The organism is Pseudonocardia sp. DR1-2 (genome assembly GCF_023717215.1).
Lineage (GTDB): Bacteria > Actinomycetota > Actinomycetes > Mycobacteriales > Pseudonocardiaceae > Pseudonocardia > Pseudonocardia alni.
On record NZ_JAMQOF010000003.1, the window covers coordinates 122,079 to 140,245 of the forward strand.

At 77.2% G+C, this 18,167-nt stretch carries 17 protein-coding genes; 3 read left to right on the top strand and 14 right to left on the bottom strand.

Annotation, left to right across the window (positions count from 1 at the left end; all coding sequences use genetic code 11):
- Positions 1-88: 88 nt before the first annotated feature.
- Positions 89-631: a hypothetical protein gene (locus ND486_RS09550; RefSeq protein WP_251783922.1), complete on the top strand. Its 543-nt coding sequence runs from the start codon at positions 89-91 to the stop codon at positions 629-631.
- Between the two features lie 13 nt (positions 632-644).
- On the opposite strand, the gene ND486_RS09555 is transcribed toward ND486_RS09550, so the two are convergent.
- Positions 645-1,712 carry an LCP family protein gene (locus tag ND486_RS09555; RefSeq protein WP_251783923.1) on the bottom strand — a complete coding sequence of 356 codons (1,068 nt, stop codon included), beginning with the start codon at positions 1,710-1,712 and terminating at the stop codon, positions 645-647.
- Between the two features lie 269 nt (positions 1,713-1,981).
- Here ND486_RS09555 and ND486_RS09560 point away from each other — a divergent pair, with 269 nt between their 5' ends.
- Positions 1,982-2,281: a hypothetical protein gene (locus ND486_RS09560; protein ID WP_251783924.1), complete on the top strand. Its 300-nt coding sequence runs from the start codon at positions 1,982-1,984 to the stop codon at positions 2,279-2,281.
- Between the two features lie 104 nt (positions 2,282-2,385).
- On the opposite strand, the gene ND486_RS09565 is transcribed toward ND486_RS09560, so the two are convergent.
- The 3 genes from ND486_RS09565 to ND486_RS09575 form a co-directional block, all read right to left on the bottom strand.
- Positions 2,386-3,486, bottom strand: a complete 1,101-nt coding sequence (locus ND486_RS09565; protein ID WP_251783925.1) for a class I SAM-dependent methyltransferase — start codon at positions 3,484-3,486, stop codon at positions 2,386-2,388.
- Positions 3,483-4,073: a dTDP-4-dehydrorhamnose 3,5-epimerase gene (locus ND486_RS09570; RefSeq protein ID WP_208819724.1), complete on the bottom strand. Its 591-nt coding sequence runs from the start codon at positions 4,071-4,073 to the stop codon at positions 3,483-3,485. The genes ND486_RS09565 and ND486_RS09570 overlap by 4 nt, the downstream gene beginning before the upstream one ends.
- A 151-nt stretch (positions 4,074-4,224) precedes the next feature.
- The gene (locus tag ND486_RS09575) at positions 4,225-4,968 is read right to left on the bottom strand and encodes an SDR family oxidoreductase (RefSeq protein WP_251783927.1); all 744 of its coding nucleotides are present in this window, start codon (positions 4,966-4,968) and stop codon (positions 4,225-4,227) included.
- A 44-nt stretch (positions 4,969-5,012) separates the two neighbouring features.
- Between ND486_RS09575 and ND486_RS09580 the strand changes: the two genes are divergently transcribed.
- On the top strand, positions 5,013-6,236 hold the full coding sequence (locus ND486_RS09580; RefSeq protein WP_251783929.1) for a putative glycoside hydrolase: 1,224 nt from the start codon (positions 5,013-5,015) through the stop codon (positions 6,234-6,236).
- Here ND486_RS09580 and ND486_RS09585 read toward each other — a convergent pair.
- The 10 genes from ND486_RS09585 to ND486_RS09630 all read right to left on the bottom strand — a co-directional run bounded on the left by ND486_RS09585 (position 6,193) and on the right by ND486_RS09630 (position 18,034).
- Positions 6,193-7,371 (bottom strand): glycosyltransferase family 4 protein, encoded by a 1,179-nt coding sequence (locus tag ND486_RS09585; RefSeq protein ID WP_251783930.1) that lies wholly within the window; start codon positions 7,369-7,371, stop codon positions 6,193-6,195. The two genes, ND486_RS09580 and ND486_RS09585, sit on opposite strands and share 44 nt — an antisense overlap.
- The gene (locus ND486_RS09590; RefSeq protein WP_251783931.1) at positions 7,368-8,249 is read right to left on the bottom strand and encodes a methyltransferase domain-containing protein; all 882 of its coding nucleotides are present in this window, start codon (positions 8,247-8,249) and stop codon (positions 7,368-7,370) included. The genes ND486_RS09585 and ND486_RS09590 overlap by 4 nt, the downstream gene beginning before the upstream one ends.
- On the bottom strand, positions 8,249-9,757 hold the full coding sequence (locus ND486_RS09595) for an oligosaccharide flippase family protein (RefSeq protein ID WP_251783932.1): 1,509 nt from the start codon (positions 9,755-9,757) through the stop codon (positions 8,249-8,251). The genes ND486_RS09590 and ND486_RS09595 overlap by 1 nt, the downstream gene beginning before the upstream one ends.
- A 1-nt stretch (position 9,758) precedes the next feature.
- Positions 9,759-10,781 (bottom strand): hypothetical protein, encoded by a 1,023-nt coding sequence (locus ND486_RS09600; RefSeq protein WP_251783933.1) that lies wholly within the window; start codon positions 10,779-10,781, stop codon positions 9,759-9,761.
- A 32-nt stretch (positions 10,782-10,813) separates the two neighbouring features.
- Positions 10,814-12,001, bottom strand: coding sequence for a glycosyltransferase (locus ND486_RS09605; RefSeq protein ID WP_251783937.1), 1,188 nt, complete (start codon positions 11,999-12,001; stop codon positions 10,814-10,816).
- 19 nt (positions 12,002-12,020) lie between these two features.
- A complete protein-coding gene (locus ND486_RS09610; RefSeq protein WP_251783938.1) occupies positions 12,021-12,887 on the bottom strand; it encodes a class F sortase in 867 nt (288 codons plus the stop codon).
- A 2-nt stretch (positions 12,888-12,889) separates the two neighbouring features.
- The gene (locus tag ND486_RS09615) at positions 12,890-13,783 is read right to left on the bottom strand and encodes a DUF4397 domain-containing protein (RefSeq protein WP_251783939.1); all 894 of its coding nucleotides are present in this window, start codon (positions 13,781-13,783) and stop codon (positions 12,890-12,892) included.
- A gap of 145 nt (positions 13,784-13,928) precedes the next feature.
- A complete protein-coding gene (locus ND486_RS09620; RefSeq protein ID WP_083474296.1) occupies positions 13,929-14,534 on the bottom strand; it encodes an HNH endonuclease in 606 nt (201 codons plus the stop codon).
- 210 nt (positions 14,535-14,744) lie between these two features.
- Positions 14,745-16,745: a glycosyltransferase family 4 protein gene (locus ND486_RS09625; protein ID WP_251783940.1), complete on the bottom strand. Its 2,001-nt coding sequence runs from the start codon at positions 16,743-16,745 to the stop codon at positions 14,745-14,747.
- Positions 16,742-18,034, bottom strand: a complete 1,293-nt coding sequence (locus tag ND486_RS09630; protein WP_251783941.1) for an O-antigen ligase — start codon at positions 18,032-18,034, stop codon at positions 16,742-16,744. Before ND486_RS09630 ends, ND486_RS09625 begins: the two co-directional genes overlap by 4 nt.
- Positions 18,035-18,167 lie beyond the last annotated feature (133 nt).

Sequence of the window (18,167 nt, forward strand, 5' to 3'; positions counted from 1 at the left end):
GCGTCCCGGGGCCGGGAACCGGCTCGCGGTCCCCGGCCCCGTTGACACCGGCTGCGAGGGCAGCCGATCCTCCTCGCCGGAGGTGGGGATGCGAACACCCAACCCGTCGGCGCCGGTCCTGCTGCCCGCGGCCGGGGTCCTGCTCGCCGCCGGCCTCGTCGTCGGCTGGGTCACCGGTCTCGGCCGGGCCGCGGTCCTCGGGCTCTGTGCGGCACTGCTCTGCGTCATGGCGTCGGGCTACACCTGGATGTTCCTCGACGCCCACGGTCACCCGCGCCCCGGCGTGCGGGTCCCGCACCCGCTGCCCCGTGACGTCGTCGCCCTGTTCGCGCTCGTGCTCCCCGCCGTGGCCGGACTCGTCGCCGGGCCGGTGCTCGGCGACTGGCGGTTCGCCGCGGCCGGGCTCCTCGCCGGGGCGTTCCTGCCGGGCACGATCACGGCCTGGCGCACGTCGTTCGAGCTCGACGGCGCATCGGGCATCCTGTTCGCCGGAGTCGGCTGGTTCTTCCTCGGGCTGCTGGCCGGCCCGCCGGCCTGGCTCTGGGCGCCCCCGGGCAGCCTGTGGTGGCTCGCGTTCGCCATCCCGATGGGGATCGGGGTGTGCCTCGTCCTGACCGTCGGGCTCGAGTGAGCCGACGCAGTCATCAGGACGGCGTCGCGCTCAGCGCCTCCGTCGGGTTCAGGTCCGCGTACTGCGCCACCGACCCGTTGCGCACCGCCCCCCACAGCTGCGCGGCGCGCCGCTCGTCGAGGTACACGACCGACTGCTCCCCCTCGCGCCCCAGGCCGGCCACCGGCGCGGTCACGAACGCCACGCCGGAGCCGCGCAGGTTGCGGTTCTCCAGGGCCAGCTGCACCAGCCCGGTGTTGGACAGCGAGTCGTCCACGCTCACCGCGTCGCCGACGCTGGTCGCGAACGCGTAGAGCGCGGCCGGGTCGGTCGTGGCCTTCTCCTGGACCGTCGCGAGCAGTGCCTTGATGGCGTTCTGCTGGCGGGCGGCCCGGTCGAGGTCGCCGTTCGGGAGGCCGTAGCGCTGGCGCACGTAGGCCAGCGCCCGGGTGCCGTCCAGGTGGTTCTCCCCCGCCCGGAAGTCCACACCGGCGTTGCTCGTCGCCTGCGCCACCTGCACGTCGATGCCGCCGACGGAGTCGACGAGCGAGGTGAACCCGGCGAAGTCGACGACGCCGAAGTGGTCCACCCGCACCCCGGTCAGCTTCTCCACGGTCTCGATGAGCAGCGGGGCGCCGCCGAACGCGTAGGCGGCGTTGATCTTGTTCATGCCGCGGCCGGGGATGTCGACCCAGGAGTCGCGCGGGATGGACACGACGCTCGCGTGCTCGCCGTCGGGGGCGAGGGTGCCGAGCATGATCACGTCGGAGCGCTGGGAACCCGCGTCGACGCCCGGGGCGGCGTCGGTGCCGGTGGTGGGGGCCTCGGCGCGGGAGTCGGTGCCGACGAGCAGGAACGTGGTGCCGCCGGACGTCGCCGGACGGCTGCCGGCGTCGATCCCGCGGAACGCGTCCGGGATGCGGGCGATGCCGCCGCCGATGCTGGAGGTCAGGTAGGCGACCACGCCCCCGACCGCGAGGAGCAGCACGAGCACGAGCGCCAGCAGGACGGCGAGCACCCGCCGCCCGCGACGCCGGGGCCGCCCGTCGCGCAGGCCGGGCACGACGTCGTCGTGCCGGGTCGGGGGGACGGCGTTGCGCATCGGGTCTCCTCGATCTCCGTGGACGGTCGTCCGGTTCGTCGCCACCGGGCGTCCGGCGTTACGTGACACCGCACGGTCCCACTCCCGATGCCGCACAACGTCACCGGTCGTCGCAGGTCAGCGGCTCAGTGCGCACACAGCGCAATCACAGAGGGGTGCTGTGTCATCAGATGTGGGGAACCGACGGCCCTCTCGCTAATGGTCCGGACGGCCCAGGCGACGTCACGGGCAGAACGGCCACACGGCCGTCGCGGACCGAGGAGGAACCCATGAGCGTCACGCCCGAGACCCCCGCCACCGTCGACACCGGCTCCGCTCGGGTCGCCATCCCGGCGCCGCGCGGCGCCGCCGAGAACGGCGCGCTGCCGCCCGTCGCGGCCACCCCGGTCGCGGTCGACCTGTGCCGCTGCGGGCACGAGCGCGACGCCCACGACCACTACCGCGCCGGCACCGACTGCGGCATCTGCGGCACCGCCTGCCGTGCCTTCCACGCCCGCACCGGCTCCGCCGCCGGCCGCTCGGCCGGCCGCGCCGCCCGCCTCACCTCGGCCCTGCTGCGGCGCCGCTGATCCCTGCGCTCCGTCCCCGGACGGTCCGCCGGGAGACGTTCCACGAACGCCCCCGCCTCCTCCCGTGAGGCGGGGGCGTTCGCGCGTCCGGTGCCGCCCCCTCCTCACGCCCGGACCGGGACCGCGTCGGGGAGCAGCCACGTGCCGCCGGTCGCCTCCACCTGCGGCAGCGCGCGCCGCACCTCCGGGAGCAGGTCGTCGACGAACAGCAGCACCGACCGCGGCGCCGCCGCGACGAGCGCGTCCGGGGCGACGATCGGGATCGCCGTCCCCGGGGTGCGCCTGCCCTGCTTGGCCGCCGAGCCGTCGGCGATCGCGGTCAGCAGGTCCGGTCCGATCCCGGCCCGCGACAGCAGCGCCACCGCCCGCGACGCCGCGCTGTAGCCCCACACCGGGCGCCCGGCGGCGCGCTCGGCCTCCAGGAACCCCCGCACCCCGGCCGTCGTCCGGTCCGCGGCCCGCTGCAGCGACGCGACCGTCGCCGCGTCGCGCATGCCGGCGGCGTCCTCGGCGGCGACCAGCGCCCGCACCGAGTCCTCCGGCTCACCGCCGGCCCGCGCGGTGAGCAGCACGGTGCCGCCGTAGAGCGGGAACCACCAGGCCCGCACCGCCGTGAGACCGACCGTCTCCAGCATCCCGGCCAGCGCCGGTGTCGAGTAGTAGGCGAAGTGGCCGTGGCGCAGGTCGTTCCACTGCGCCCCGTCGACGATCGCGCGCAGCGTGTGGAACCCGACCACCAGCGTCCCGCCCGGCCGCAGCCGGTCGACCCGCTCGCGCAGGGCCGCGGCCTGGTCGGCGTCGTGCATGAGACCGAGGTTGTCGACGACGACGTCGGCCCGCTCCCCCGGCGCCACCGGCGTGGCGCCGGTCGCGGTCAGGTCGGCAACCCAGGAGCCGCCGTGCGGGCTGCCGTACTCGGTGAAGCCCACGCCCGGTCCGACGACCCCGGCCGCGGCGAGCGCGGCGACGGCGGCCCGGCCCTGCTCGACCAGTGCCGCGGGCTCCAGCCCGACGACCTCCTCGATCCCGCCCGGGTCCTCGGCGAGCTGGGCCAGCCCACACGCGTCGCACAGCCACATGCGCAGCGGGAACACCGTGTCCGGGCCCGGGTCGGCGGCGGGCGGGAAGGTCTTGCAGTCCGGCTGGACGCCGAGGTCGAGCACGACCTCGCCGTCGGCCCCCGCGCAGAACCGGCACACCGTCACCGGCCCGCCTCCCCGCGCGGGGCCGGGACCTCGACCGGGGCGCCGTCGAGGGTGCGCAGGTAGTCCGCCCAGGACGGTGCGACCCGGTCCCGCTCGCTGGTGGCCGACGGCGGCATCGGCCAGTCGACGCCGAGGTCCGGGTCCGCCCAGTGCACCGAGACGGCCTGGATCGGGTCGTGCACGCGGTCGATGGCGTAGCAGACGTCGGCGACCTCGCCGACCACCTGGAACCCGACGAGCATCCGGCGCGGCACCCGGATCGAGACCAGGTCGTGGTCGTCGAGCCGGACGGCGACGTGGCGGCCCAGCGTCGGTGACTCCAGCCGCCCGTCGACGACGACCAGGTGCGCCGCGCCGTGCGCCACCCGGATGATCTTGCCCTCGCCGCCGTGGTTGCGGCCGTGCAGCCCGCGCAGCACCCCGTGCCCGGAGCGGGACTGGCTGTCCTGGACGTAGTCGGCGCGGGTGATGCCCCACTCCCGCGCCACGGCGTCGTCGTAGGTGCGGGAGAAGAAGCCGCGGTCGTCGCGGAAAGGGCTCGGCCGGAAGAGCAGAACACCTTCGAGCGCGGTCGTCTCGACGTCCACCAGTGGCTCCCTCGCGGCCGGCGGCCCGATCGGCCGCACCACGGGCGAGGTCGTCGCACCACTGATCGTTGTTACGGGGTGTCGCGATGACCACGACCCGCGCCGCGCCGACCGGCAGGAACAGCGGCGTTACGCCACCGAACGATCACCTTCAGTGACGACTGTGCCCGCCGAGCATCCGCTTCACCGGCCCCAGGACGCGGCCCGCGGCGTCGCGCAGCCGGGTGTCGGGCACCTCTACCACCGCGGTGTCCCGGTCGTTCGCGTCCAGCGCGGCCGAGGCCACCTGCTCCGGGGTCGCCCACCGCCACGCCGGGACCCAGGACACGTCCTCGCCGTGCCGGTCGTGGAACGGGGTCCGGGTGAACCCCGGGCGCACCACGGTCACCCGCACCCCGCGCGGCGCCGCCTCGTGCCGCAGTGCCCCGGCGAGCGCCTCGACCGCGGCCTTCGTCGCCGAGTAGACCGGGGTGCCCGCCGTCGGGTGCACCGCCGCCGAGCTGGACACCATGACGATCCCGCCCCGGCCACGGCGCAGCATCGGGGTGAGCGCGGCCCGCGACAGCCGCGCCACCGCGGTGAGGTTCAGCGCGACCTGGGCGTCGATGTCGCGGTCGGCGTGCTCGGACAGGGTGCCCGGCCCCGTCGTCCCGGCGTTGTTGACCAGCAGCCCGACCGGGTCACCGGCCATGGCCTCCTCGGTGGCGGCCAGACCGGCCTCGGTTGCCAGGTCCGCGACGAGTGTCCGCGACCGCGGCACCCCGGCCGCCACGTCGTCCAGCCGGTCCGCGTCGCGTCCCACCAGCAGCACCGGGATCCCGCGGCGGCCCAGCTCGCGGGCGAACGCGGCACCGATCCCGCTCGACGCGCCCGTCACGACCGCCCGTTCCGTCATCGCGGCCCCTCCCGTCCCCTACGCCCCGGGGCAGGGATCTTGGCATGATCGGGAGCGTGTGTCACCGCCGCGTCCTCGTCACGCTCGTGCTGGTCGTGGCGGTGCTCGCCGGCTGCGGCGCCGCGGCCGCTCCCCCCGCGCCGCCCGGCACCGAGCCCGCGACCGCCCCCGCGGTGTGCGGGCTGTGGGTCGCCACCGGCGGCACCCCCACCGACGAGCAGGTCCGCTACGCGGCGGGGCGCTACGGCGTGGTCGTCCTCAACGCCTGGGAGACCGACGTCGCACGGCGGCTGCGCGCCCAGGACCCGGGGATCACGCTGCTCGTCTACAAGGACCTGTCGTCCACCCGCGGCTACGCCGAGGTCGGGCTGCACGGCGGGCTCCTGCCGACCGGTGTCGACGGCGCCACCGCCGACCCGGCCTGGTTCGCCACCGACATCGCGGGCCGGCGCATCGAATGGGCGCCCTACCCGCAGCACTGGCAGATGACCGTGTGGGACGAGGGCTACCAGCGGGCCTGGACCGACCGCGTCGTCGCCGAGGCCGTCCGCGACGGCTGGGACGGCGTGTTCGCCGACAACGACATGTCCTCGCTGCGCTTCTACTCCGACGCCGTGGTCGCCGGGACCGCCGACGCCGCCGCCACCGACGCCCTGCTGCGCGACGGGCTCGACGCGCTGGTGACCCGGGCCGGGACCGCGCTCGCCGAGCGGGGCAAGGTGCTCGTGCCGAACCTGTCCGAGGCGCGGCTGTTCCCCGGCCGGTGGGCCCGGCACGCGCGCTTCGGCGGGGCGATGGAGGAGAACTTCGCCCAGTACGGCGACGACGGCGCGCTGACCACCTGGCAGGGCCACCAGTGGGACGAGATGCTCGCCGCCCCGCCGCAGGACCTGACCCTGCTGGTCACCGCGACCGCCGGGCGGCCCGAGGCCCGGCCCGGCGCGGCGGAGCGGGCCGGGTTCGCCGGGGCCGCCCTGCTCGGCGGCCCCCGCACCTGCTGGACGCCGTCGACGACCCGCGACTACTCCCGTCCCGAGTGGTCGGGCTACCGGTCGCTCGACCTGGGCGCGGCGAGCGGTCCCGCGGTCCGCGACGGCCGCACCGGCGTGTGGACCCGCGGGTTCGCCGGCGGCTGGGTGGCGCTCAACCCCACCACCGACGACGCCGAGGTGCCCGTCCCGGACGGGCTGCGGACCGTCGACGGGGCGCAGGCCGGGGGCACGGTCACCGTCGGGTCGGCCGACGCGACGGTCCTGGTACGACGATGAGCCGTCCGTCCGGCCCCGGCCGGCCGAGCAGCGAACGGTAGAGCGCCAGGTGCGACCGCGCCGACGCCGCGGCCGAGTACCGCTCGGCGGCCCGGGCGGCGAGGAGCGTCCCCGTCAGGCCCGGGTCGGGGTCGGCGAACAGCGCGCGCAGCGCCGTCGCCAGCGACTCCGGGTCGCCGGGGGCGGCGATGAAGCGGGCGGCGCCGGGGGCGGCGAGCATCGTCGCGGTGTCGCCGGTGTCGGTCGCGAGCACCGGCTTGCCCGCGGCCATCGCCTCGATCACGACCAGCGGCTGCTGCTCCATCCGCGACGGCACGACGACCGCGTCGGCGGCCCGCATCAGCTCCGGCACGTCCGCCCGGAACCCGAGCAGCCGGATCCGGCCGCCCGAGGCGGCCGCGCGGGCCTCGATCGCGGGGCGCTCGGGGCCGTCGCCGACGACGGTGAGGGTCGCGTCGGCGGGGAACGCCCCGGGCCGCTCCAACGCGTCGATCAGGTCGATGATCCCCTTGCGGGGCAGCAGAAGCCCGGCCGTGACGAGGTGGCGCACCGGCCCGGCGGGCGGGTCGGACGGGCCGAGGTCCAGGCCGTTGTCGATGTGCACGAGGCGCCGTGCGGGCAGCCGCAGCCGTCCGGACAGGAAGCGGCGCATCGGTTCGGCGCAGACCACGGTGCGGTCCAGCACCCGCCCGACGACGGCGTCCGCGGCGAGCGTCGCGCGGGTGTAGCGCGACGGGGCGGGTGCCCCGGCGGTGCCGCGGAACCACGCCTCGCCGACGTCCTCGGGCACCCCGTGGTAGGTCTGCAGCAGCCGCGGGCGGCGCCGTCGCCACGCCGCCGTCGCGAGGACGAGGCCGGCGCGGCGGTCGTGGGCGTGCACCAGGTCCGGTCCCCAGTCCGCGATCCGGCCGAGCAGCGCGCGGCCCGCGGCGACGTCGGTCTTGTCCCCCACCCCGGACTCGGTGAACAGCCCGTCCGGCACACCGGGGCCGCGGGCGGGGCGCGGGCCGAACACCCGGACCGTCGCGGCACCGGTGCGGTGCAGCTCGCGGGCCAGCGCCAGGCACACCTCGACCGGCCCTCCCCGGTCCTGGGTGAGGACGAGGGCGACCCGCGGCGGCCCCGCGGAGCTCACTGGGCGCCCCGGTACTCGCCGGGCATCGCCGAGGCGGGCAGCGGCGTGTTCGAGCGCGCGCCCAGGAACCAGACGCCGCTGGCGCCGTCGGACTGGAAGGGCTGCGGGATGACCCGGTCCAGCAGGCGCAGCCAGAACAGCGCGAGGCGCACCGCCCGCCCGGCGGCCCGGGAGCGGGTCAGGCCCGTCACGACGGCGCCGACCGTCCAGATCAGCTGCACACCGGGTCCGCCGACCACCCCGGACCCGATGCGGTCGAAGCCGCGGAACAGCCAGCGGTGGCCGGACTCGGTGAACCGGGTGAAGTCGTAGGGGCCCTCGTGGACCTGCTGCAGGAACGGGGTCTCGGCGTAGACGAGACCGCCGGGGACGAGCACGCGGTGGATCTCGGCGACGACCGTCGCCGGGTCGAGGACGTGCTCCAGCACGGCCTGCACCACCACGCCGTGCACGACGCCGTCGGCGAAGGGGATGCGGTGCCCGTCGGCGACGAACTGCACGTGCGGGCTCGCGTAGATGTCGAAGGCGAGGACCTCGACGCCAGGGTCGGAGTAGAGCCGGTCCGCGCCGTTGCCGATCTCCCCGCCCCCGACGACGAGCACCGTCGGGCGGGTGTGCCGGGCGCGGAGCCGGTCGAGGAACACGTCGAGGTTGCGACGGGTGCCGCCGTCGGGGTTGGTGACCCGGCGCAGGTTCCGGCGCAGGGCGGCGAGCGCGCCGTGTCCCCGGTCGATCTCGCTGGCGGCGCCGCCGGCGAGCAGCCGGTCCCGGTCGAGGACGCTGGTGGTGAAGTCGACGTAGACCGGGGTGTCGCCGACGTGCAGCGGCTCGCCCGGCCACTCGACGAATGCGTGCAGACGGTGCGCGGGTGCGAGCATCACCCCACCTCCTGGTCGGTCGGGCGGGCCCCGTCGTCCGGGGCGTCGCGCAGTCCGCCGCGCAGGTCGCGCAGCAGGTCGAGGTTCGTCGCCGCGACGACCGCGGCCACCGTCACGACGACGGCGGTGCCGGCCGCCAGCAGCGCGGGCACCGAGGCCGGGTCGTCGGCCCCCGCGGCGCGGACGGCGAGGTGGGCCAGCCCGCCCGCGACGAGCGCCGCGACCAGCCCGCCCGCGGTCCGCAGCACCGGCCACACCCGCGGGAGGCCACCGGCCCGGTGCAGCACGAGCAGCGCGGGCGGGACCACCAGCCACACCGCGACCAGCTGCGCCCAGGCCGTCGCGACGACACCGTGCGGGACCAGCAGCGCGAGCCCGGCGACCAGCAGCGCCAGGTGGGCGAGCTGCAGCAGCAGGTAGGCACCGGGCCGGTCCACGGCCCGTACGACCTCCTGCAGCATGTACTGGACGCCGAACCCGATGCCGTAGCCGCAGAGCACCACCAGCACCGGCGCGGCCGGGGCCCAGCGCTCGTCGAGCACGACGATCCGCTCCGCGAGCAGGGCGAACGCCACGTAGGGCACCCCGGCGAGCACGAGCAGCGCGCGGACGAACCGGGTCACGGCGGGCCGCAGGTCGCGGCGCTCGCGACGCAGCCGGGCGTACACCGGGAACGACACCGCGCCCAGCACCAGCGACACCATCACGTACGGCGCCCAGGCGATCCGGAAGCCCAGCGAGTAGACGCCGACCGCGTGCGGGCCGAGTGTCCGGGACACCGCGAGGTAGTCGACGTTCACCAGCAGCACCGCGACGACCGCGCCCGGCCCGACGACCCGGGTCCAGCGCAGCGCCTCGGCGGCGGCCGCGGTGTCCCAGCGGGGACGGATGCGCACCCCGGCGGCGACCCCGAGCAGCGGCAGCACCACGGCACCGGCGAGCAGGCCGACCGGCAGTGAGAGCGCGCCGAACCCGCCCGCCGCCAGCGACACCGCGAGCACCGTGGCGACCAGCGCGGACCCGACGTCGGGGACCATCCGGCGGCGGAACTGCAGGGCGCGGTGCATGAGCCCCATCTGCACGCCGCCCGCCGCGGTGAACGGCAGCGACAGCGCGGCGATCCGCACCAGCGGCTCGGCCTCGGGAGCGCCCGTCGCGGCCGCGATCGGGGCGGCCCCGAGGAGCCCGGCCAGCGCCAGCAGCGCCCCGATGCCGACCGAGACCGTCATGAGGACGCCGGCCATCACGTCGGGGTCGCGGTCGGTGCGCGCGACGATGTCGAACACGCCCATCGACTGCACGATCTGCCCGACACCGACCAGCGCGACGGCGACGGTGACCAGGCCCAGCTCGGACTCGGTGAGGAACGCGGCGAGCACGACCGTCAGGACGATCTGGCTGCCCTTGGCCAGCAGGTTGACCAGGCCGAGCCACAGGGTCCCGCGGGTGGCGCTGCGGGCGAGACCGGTGTCGGGTCCGGTGCCGGCCCCGGTCGGCGTCACGGTCATCTCAGGACACGACGGCGGCGAGCACCCGGGTGCCCGGGCGCAGCGCGCGGACCGCGGCGTCGAGGTCGGCCCCGTCCGCGGCGCGGTCGACGACGAGCACGAGCGACTCGTCGGTCCCCCCGCCCGCGCCGGTGCCGGGCTCGCGGGCCAGGTCGGACTGCAGGGCGAGCACCGCGTCGGCGACGCCGGGCGACCCGGCGGCAACCCGGACCGGGCCTCCCGCGGCACGGGCCAGCACGAGGAGGCGCTCACCGGCGTCGGCGTCGCGGGCGCTCAGCACCGGGACGATCCCGTGCCCGGCCGCGACCAGCGTCGAGAGCACCGAGCGACGCGCGTCCCCGCGGCGGGCGCGCACCCGTCGGACCAGTACCGCGGCGGTGCCCAGCCCGGCGAGCGTCCCGGCGATCAGACCCAGCCCGACGCCGAGCGCGAGGTCCGGGCCCTTCTCCAGCAGGGTGGCCTGCCGGTCGAGGACCCGCAGGGTGCCGGCCGGGGCGAGCAGGTCGGCGGCGGCAACGCGGCCGGCGAAGGCCTCGGCCAGGCGCGCCGCGAGCTCCGGGGAGCCCGCCCGGACCGACACCCGGGCCACGCCGGAACCGGCGAGCAGCTCCACCGACACGTCGCCGGCCAGCTCGTCGGGCGGCGGGGAGCCGGGCACCGCGGCGGCGACGGCGGCGAGGGTCGACGGGGACGTCACCAGGTCCGCGATCGACGGCATCGCCAGGGTGACGACCTCGCCGTAGCTGGTGGACACCCCGGACTCGCTGATCAGCGCGGAGCCGGTGGAGCCCGAGGGCAGGGCGAGCAGCCCCACCCGGCCCTCCCAGCGGCCGGGCAGCAGCGCGAACACCCCCGCGACGAGCGCGGTCACCAGCAGGCCCACGAGCACCGCGACCGCGGCGACCCGCAGACCCGGGCGACGCGGCCCGGCGGCCGGGCCCGTGCGGGCGGGCGGCGGGCCGGGGTCCACGGGCGTCGCGCCCGGGACGTGCCGATCACGCACCACGCCGTTCGACCTGCTCACCGCGTTCCTCCCCCGCTGCTCCGGCCGGTCGATCATCCGGCTACTCCGGAGTCGCTCCCGGACGTCGATCCGTTTCCCGGAGCCGCGCCCGGCGGGGATGACGTCGGCCACTCCCGCCCGGCCAGCGCCGCGACGAGCGCGGCGACCCGTGCGGTCACCCGGGTCCGGTCGAACAGCTCCTCGGCCCGGGCACGCGCCACCCGGCCCTCCCCGGCGGCCAGGTCGGGCGCGGCCAGCCGGAGGGCGACCGCGTCGGCGAGGGCGGCCACGTCACCGGGCGGGACGGTCCGCCCCGCCGGTCCGACCGCCTCGGTCATCCCGGTCACCGCGAACCCGACGACCGGGCGCCCGCTCGCCATCGCCTCCAGCGCCACCAGCGGCATGCCCTCCCACCGCGACGGCAGCACCACGACGTCCGCGGCCCGGTGGTATGGCGCGGGGTCGGTCGTCGCCGGGTGCAGCGACACCGAGTCGCGCAGCAGCGGGTCGGCCGCGCAGCGCTCCCGCAGCGTGGCGGCGTCCGGGCCGTCGCCGACGACCAGCAGCCGCGCTCCGGGCACCTGAGCACGGACCGACTGCCAGGCGTCGAGCAGCAGGTCCTGGCCCTTCTGTGCGGTGACCCGGCCCAGGCACAGCGCCCACGGTCCCGGGTCGAGGCCCAGCGCGGTGCGGGCGTCGTCGGGTCCGGCCGCGGTGAACCGGTCGAGGTCGACCCCGTTCGGCACGACGACGGCCGCCCCGCCGATCCCGGCCGCGCGGCCGGTGGCGAGCTCGTCGGCGGACACGCACAGCAGCAGCGACGTCCAGCGGGCCGCGACCCGCTCCCAGGTCCGGGCGGCGCGGGCGACCGGCCCGGCGACGGCGTCGAAGGACCAGGCGTGCGGCTGCACGACGGTCGGGACCCGGCCGCGGACGGCGAGCCGCCCGGCCAGCCCGGCCTTCGACGAGTGCAGGTGCACGACGTCCGGTGCGGTGCGGGCCACGATCCGGGCCAGCGTCCGGACCTCCGCGGGGACCGACCGGCCGGGTGAGCGGGTCGCCGCCCAGGTCTCGACGGGTACCCCCGCGGCGCGGGCGGCGTCGGCGAGCGGACCGTCGGGGCAGGCGAGCCGGACGTCCCAGCCGCGGTCGTGCTGGTCGGCGCACAGCGTGCGGACGACGCCGGCCACACCGCCGTCGACCGGCTGGCTGACGTGCAGGACGCGCAGGGGTCGGGTCATCGGGGCTCCGCGGGTGCGGTCAGTGGACGGAGGCGAACACGACGACGTTGTCGGTGTAGGAGCGGACGGCACGGTCGAACGACCCGCCGCAGGTGATCAGCCGGAGCTGGGCGTTGGCGGTGCCGCCGTAGACCTCGGCGGCGGGGAAGGCGTCCTTCGGGTAGGTCGCGACCCGGTCGACGGTGAACGTGGTCCGCTTCCCGTCGGTGCGCGGGACGACGATCTGCGCACCGACCGGGATGTCGCGCAGCCGCCAGAACACTGCGGGCCCGGCGACCGAGTCGACGTGCCCGACGATCACCGCGGGCCCGGCCTGGCCGGGCCGGGGACCGGCGGCCCACCAGCCGATCCGGCCGAAGTCGGCGGGGGCGCCGAGCGTGCCGTCCGGGCCGACGGCCAGCTGTTCCGGTGCGCCCGCGGTCAGCCCGATCGCGGGCACGACCAGCCCGGACGGCGGGGCGACCGGGCGCGCGGCCCGGGCCCCGGTCGTCGCGACGGCGGCGGCGCGGGTCGCCTCCGGGGCGGACGGCCCGGTGACCGAGGCGGCGGTGACCATCGGCGGCGCCGCCGGTTCCGGCTCCGCCGCCGGGGTCAGCACCGGGATCAGCGGCAGCGCGAGCACCGCGGCGGCGACGGCGGCCCGGACCGCGGGCCCGGCCGGGGTGCGGGCGACCCCGGCACGGGCGGACGCACCCATCCCGGACGCCGCCGTCCGCAGCCGCCGGACCGGTCCGGGCGGGGTCCGCAGCGGCGGGGTCCAGGCGGGGGCGGTCGGGGTGCGCAGCGGCGCCCGCCAGGGCAGTCCGGTCGCGTCGAGCCGCGTGGGGTCGGGGGTGTCGGGACCGGCCGCACCGGTGCGGGGGGCGTCGGTGCGGGGCGCGGACATCCTCAGCCCCTGCGGCGGGAGGCGCGCAGCACCGAGGTCCCGTAGACCAGGACCGGTGCCGCGAGCAGGCACAGCACCAGCGGCAGCACGCCCGGGCCGTCGTCGCCCGCCGTGCCGCCGGCCCCGGCGGGGACACCGCCGCGGGGCAGCGGGGTGCCCTCGTGGGTGGTGGCGGGCTGCGCGGCACCGACCGGCAGGCCGGGGGTGTCGGTGATCGGGTGCACCGCGAGCGTCCCGCCGGGGCCGCCGGTCACCACGACGGTGGTGACCGACCCGCCGCCGACCGGGAGCTGCGCGGCCTTCGTCGCGGCTCCGGAGGACAGGCGCACGTCCCAGGTGCGGGCGGCGACGGTCGCGTACTCGGTGACGGCGCCGTAGCCGAGGTCGGTCGCCAGCCGGGGACCGCCGACCGCGAGCGCCTGCAGCGGGGTGGCCGTCTCCGCGCCCTGGACGACCCGGACCCGGCCGGAGCCGGCGGCGGGCGCGGTCAGGTCGTCGGTGACGAGGTCGCCGCGGACCTGCCCGGAGCCGGTGTCGAAGAAGAACAGCGACTGCGCGGTGCCGGGCGCGATCTGCAGCCCGGCCGACAGCGGGGCGGGTGCGGACGGGTCGCTCCCGACCGGACGCATGGACACCGTGTAACGACCCGGGACGAGCCGCAGGTAGCCGGTGACGTCGCCGTAGGCGGCGTCGCGGGCGACGACCTGCTCGGTGGAACCGGCGCCCTCGGGGCCGGAGATCGTCGCGACGACGGCACCGGTCCCCGGCGACAGATGGCCCAGCCGCAGCTGCCCGACGGGCTGCGCCGCGCCCGCGACCGGTGAGAACGCCAGTCCCGCCGCGACCGCGAGCAGGATCGTGCCGACCAGAACGGCGAGCCGCCCACGCCCCTGCATCCCGCTCTCCCTCGCCCCGTGCCCGGCTCGGTCACCGGGTCCGCCGCATCGCAGGATGCAACGATCATGACGGGGCGAGGTTACCCACGATCAGGGCATGATCTCCACTTTCGTGACCCTGTGTGCCCAACCGTGGACGAGCGGTTCACGCGGCGGCGGTCAACCACGGCTCCCAGGCCGGCAACGGCTCCACGGCCAGCACCAGGACCCCGGCTCCGTTGCGGGCCGGCGGTGCCGGGGTGGTGCGCAGCGTCCAGCCGATCTCCTCGATCAGCCGGTCGGCCTTGCGGGAGTTGCACGCCTTGCAGGCGGCGACGCAGTTCTCCCAGCTGTGCGCCCCGCCGCGGCTGCGCGGGACGACGTGGTCGATCGTGTCGGCGCGTTTGGCGCAGTAGGCGCAGCGGCGGGCGTCGCGGCGCAGCACACCGGCCCGGGTCATGGGGACGACGCGGCGGTAGGGCACCCGGACGTAGCGGGACAGGCGCAGCACCGACGGGGCGGGGAGCGACAGGGACTCGGAGCGGAACTCCGCGCCCTCCAGCGCCTCCTGGAGGCATTCGGCCTTGCCGGAGAGCAGCAGGCAGATCGCGCGTTTGGACGTGACGACGGCCAGCGGTTCGAAGCTGGCGTTGAGGAGCAGGACCCGGGACCCCGCCGGGATGCGAGCCGTGGTCGGCGGCTCGGTCCCCGGTGCCGGGACGGGATCGTCGGGGAGCGGATCGACCGCTCTCAGGTCGCCAGGGACGATCATCTCGGCACCACTGGGGACGGGTTGTCGGTACGGCACGCGACCACCTCCGGAACGCACGAGGTCCGTGATGTAGTCGACCATACGGAAGCCCGGTTACGCGAGAGTGATGATGAGGCCTCCGGGACGTGACCGCGCGGCGCAGGCTCCCCGGGACCGCACACCGGACCGCCGGCACCGCACGACGGCCGTCCCGGACCGCACGACCGCTCGTCAGGTCAGGACGACGGCCAGCACGCGCTCCCGTTCCGGGACGGCCGCGAGGGCGCCGGTGACGTCGTCGGTGCGGGTGCGCCGCGGGTCCGCGAGTGCCACGACCGCGCCGGGCCGGGCCCGTCCGGGCGCCGGGCCGTCGCGCAGCGCGAGCGCCTCGGTGATCCGCCGGGCGTCGGTCTCCAGGCCGGGCCCGGCCGGCACCACCCGCGTCACGTCCGGCCCGGCCAGCAGCCGGATCCGGTCGACGAGTACCGGGTCCGCCGCGTCCAGCACCGCGACCGGGCCGCGGCCCGCCGCGGCGACGGCACGCAGCAGCGCCGCATGCGGGGTGGCACGCCGCCGGGGCAGCAGCGCCGCCCCCGTCACGACGGCGACGACGATCCCCGCCGACAGCGCGAGCGCCGCGGCCAGCGTGGTCGAGGTGGCGACCGGGGTCACCGAGGCGCGGGTGTCGACCGGGACCAGGCGTCCGGCCGGGTCGAGGACGTCCGCCGCCACGACCTGGTCGGCGACGGCCTCGGCCAGCGCCGCCGCACGGGCCGGGTCGGGGTCACGCACCGAGATCCGCGCCAGCCCCGACGCCGGGACCAGCTCCACCGACACGGCGCGGCGCAGCTGCTCGGGGTCGGGGCCGCCGGGTACCGCGGCGGCCGCGCGGCCCAGTAGCGACGGCCCGGTGGCGATCTCGGGCAGCGCGGGCAGGGCCAGCGAGACGACCTCGCCGTAGCTGGTGGAGACCACCGAACGGGCCGTGTTCAACGAGATCGTGGCGCCGACGTCCGGGCGGGCCACCAGCGTGACGGTGGCCTGCTCGGTGCCCGGCCCGAGCGCGACGGCCAGCAGCACCGCGACGGCCGTCGCGAGTCCCGCGAGCGCGGCGACCGCGCCGAGCCAGATCCGGCCGGGACCGCCGGTGCCCAGGGCGCGGGCGTCGCGCAGCAGCGCGTCGTAGCCGGCGGCCAGCGCGGCCGGGTCGTGCTCGGCGGCCACCCGGGCCCGGCCGGCCGCGGCCAGCACCTCGCGGCGGCGCGGGTCGGCCAGCCTGTTCAGCGCGGCGACGACGGCGGCCGGGGTCCCCGGCGGGACGAGCAGCCCGGCGGCGGGTGCGTCGCCGCGCGGGCCGAGCGCCTCGCGGACGCCGTCGACGTCGGTGGCGACCACCGGGAGCCCGGCGGCCATCGCCTCCAGGACGACCATCGGCAGGCCCTCCCAGTCGCTGGTCAGCACGGCGACGTCGGCGGCGGCGAGCAGGGTGGGCATGTCGTCGCGGGCCCCGAGGAACCGCACCCGGTCCCCCAGGTCCGCGGCCCGGTCCTCCAGGTCGGCGCGCAGCGGGCCGTCCCCGGCGAGGAGCAGCACCGGCCGGCCCGGCAGCGAGCGCCAGGCGTCGAGCAGCACGTCGTGGCGCTTCTGCGGGACCAGCCGGGCCGCGCACAGCGCGACACCGGCGTCGGCGGGCAGGTCGAGGGCGCGCCGGGCCTCGGCCCGGTCGGGCAGCGCCGGCGGGGTGACGGCGTTGCGCAGCACCGCGATCCGGGTGTCGTGCAGGCCCGCGGCCCGCAGCCGGTCGGCGACCGCCGCGGACACCGCCACCACGACGTCGGCGGTGCGCGACAGCAGCCGGGCCGCGGCCGGGTAGTCGTCGGCGGCGACCCCGTGGAAGACCGTCACCAGCGTCGGGCTGCGGCGCCGGGTGTGCGCGGCGAGCCGGCAGACCAGACCGACCAGCACGTTGTGGGCGAGCACGACGTCCGGGCGGTGCCGCCGGACGGCGGCGGCCACGGCGAGGGCACCGCGCAGGATCCCGGCCGGGGTGCGGCGCACCAGCGGCATCGTCTCGGTGCGGTACCCCTGTGCGGCCAGCTCGTCGGCCCGCACCCCGCCCGAGGACAGGACCACGGTGTCCCAGCCGAGACCGGTCCCGTGCCGGGAGAGGTCGGCGACGACGCGCTCCGCTCCCCCGGTCCCCATCTCGTTGACGACCTGCAGGACCTTCACCGGATCGCTCCCTCGCTGCGCAGGCCCACGGCGCAGGCCGCGGCGGTCAGTGCCCACAGGGGCATGTAGTACTGCTCGGACAGGAACGCCGAGGCGACGCAGACCGCGATCAGCGCGGTCTGCACCGCCAGCGGCAGCAGCCGCCCGGAGCGGTCGCGGGCGGCCCGGACCGCCCGCTCGGCCGACCACAGCGCCACCGCGATCATGCCGACGAACCCGGCCAGCCCGAGCACCCCGAGCTCGGCGGCGACCTCGACGTACATGTTGTGGGCGACCGGGGTCTGCTCCTCCAGCTCGGCGTTGTGCGAGGCCGCGAGGTAGTGCGAGCGGAACCCGCCGGGCCCGACGCCCAGCAGCGGGTGCTCGGGCAGCAGCGTGGCCGCCACCTCCCAGCGCAGCGCCCGGCTGTCGATGTTGGAGGCGGCGACCTGGTCCTTCTGGGACAGCGCGCGGCCGACGTCGTCACCGAAGGCCGCGACCAGCGCGACCCCGGCGACCACGACGGCGACGGCGGCCGCGACGAGCACCCGCGGCGCGATCGCCCCGCGCACCGCGAGCCACACCAGCGCGACGGCCAGCGCGATCATCCCGCCGCGGGACACGGTCACCGCCGCGCCCAGCACCAGCAGCACCAGCACCACCCCGACCAGGACCTGCGCGGCCCGGGGGGCGCGCACGCGGCCGTCGCGGCGCGGGCGGCGCAGCCACAGCGCGAGCAGCAGCGGCACCGCCGAGACCAGCACGTAGGCCAGGTCGTTGGGGTCCTCCAGCGGCCCGGTCGCCCGCGGCGAGCCCTCGATGAGGAAGCTCCACAGGGCCCCGCTCGCGGCGACCGTCGCGCCGGTGACCGAGGCCCACACCGGCACCCGCACCGGGACCTCCCGGGAGCAGACGTCGATCAGCACCGTGACGGTGACCAGGAACGACACCCAGCGCTGGGCGTAGGTCATGGTGAAGGTGTCGCCGGCGTGCACCGCGGTCGAGGCGAGCACGGCCACGGCCAGGGCGGCCAGCGGCACGTGGACCGGGTGGAAGCGCGGCATCCGGAACGGGCGCAGCCGGGCGACCAGCCAGACCAGCACGAGCGTCGCCGCGGGGACCTTGGTGACGACGTCGTTGATGTCGAGCAGGTAGCCCTCGCAGGAGGCCACGCCGACGGTCAGGAACACCAGCCCCTGCAGCAGCCGGGCCGTCGGTGTGCGGGTGGCGACGTCGCGCACCAGCGGGGTGCCCGGCCGCGGACCGGTGTCCCGCAGGACCACCCCGGCCGGTGCGGTCTGCTGCACCATCCCCGCCTCCACCCGCCGTCCGACACCCGTCCGTACGGCGGTGCATTCGGCCGTCCACCGGGGATCGTTACCCCCTGTGGCGGAGATCAACGACGCGGCGGCGTAACACCGGCGCCGCCCCGGTACGACGGTC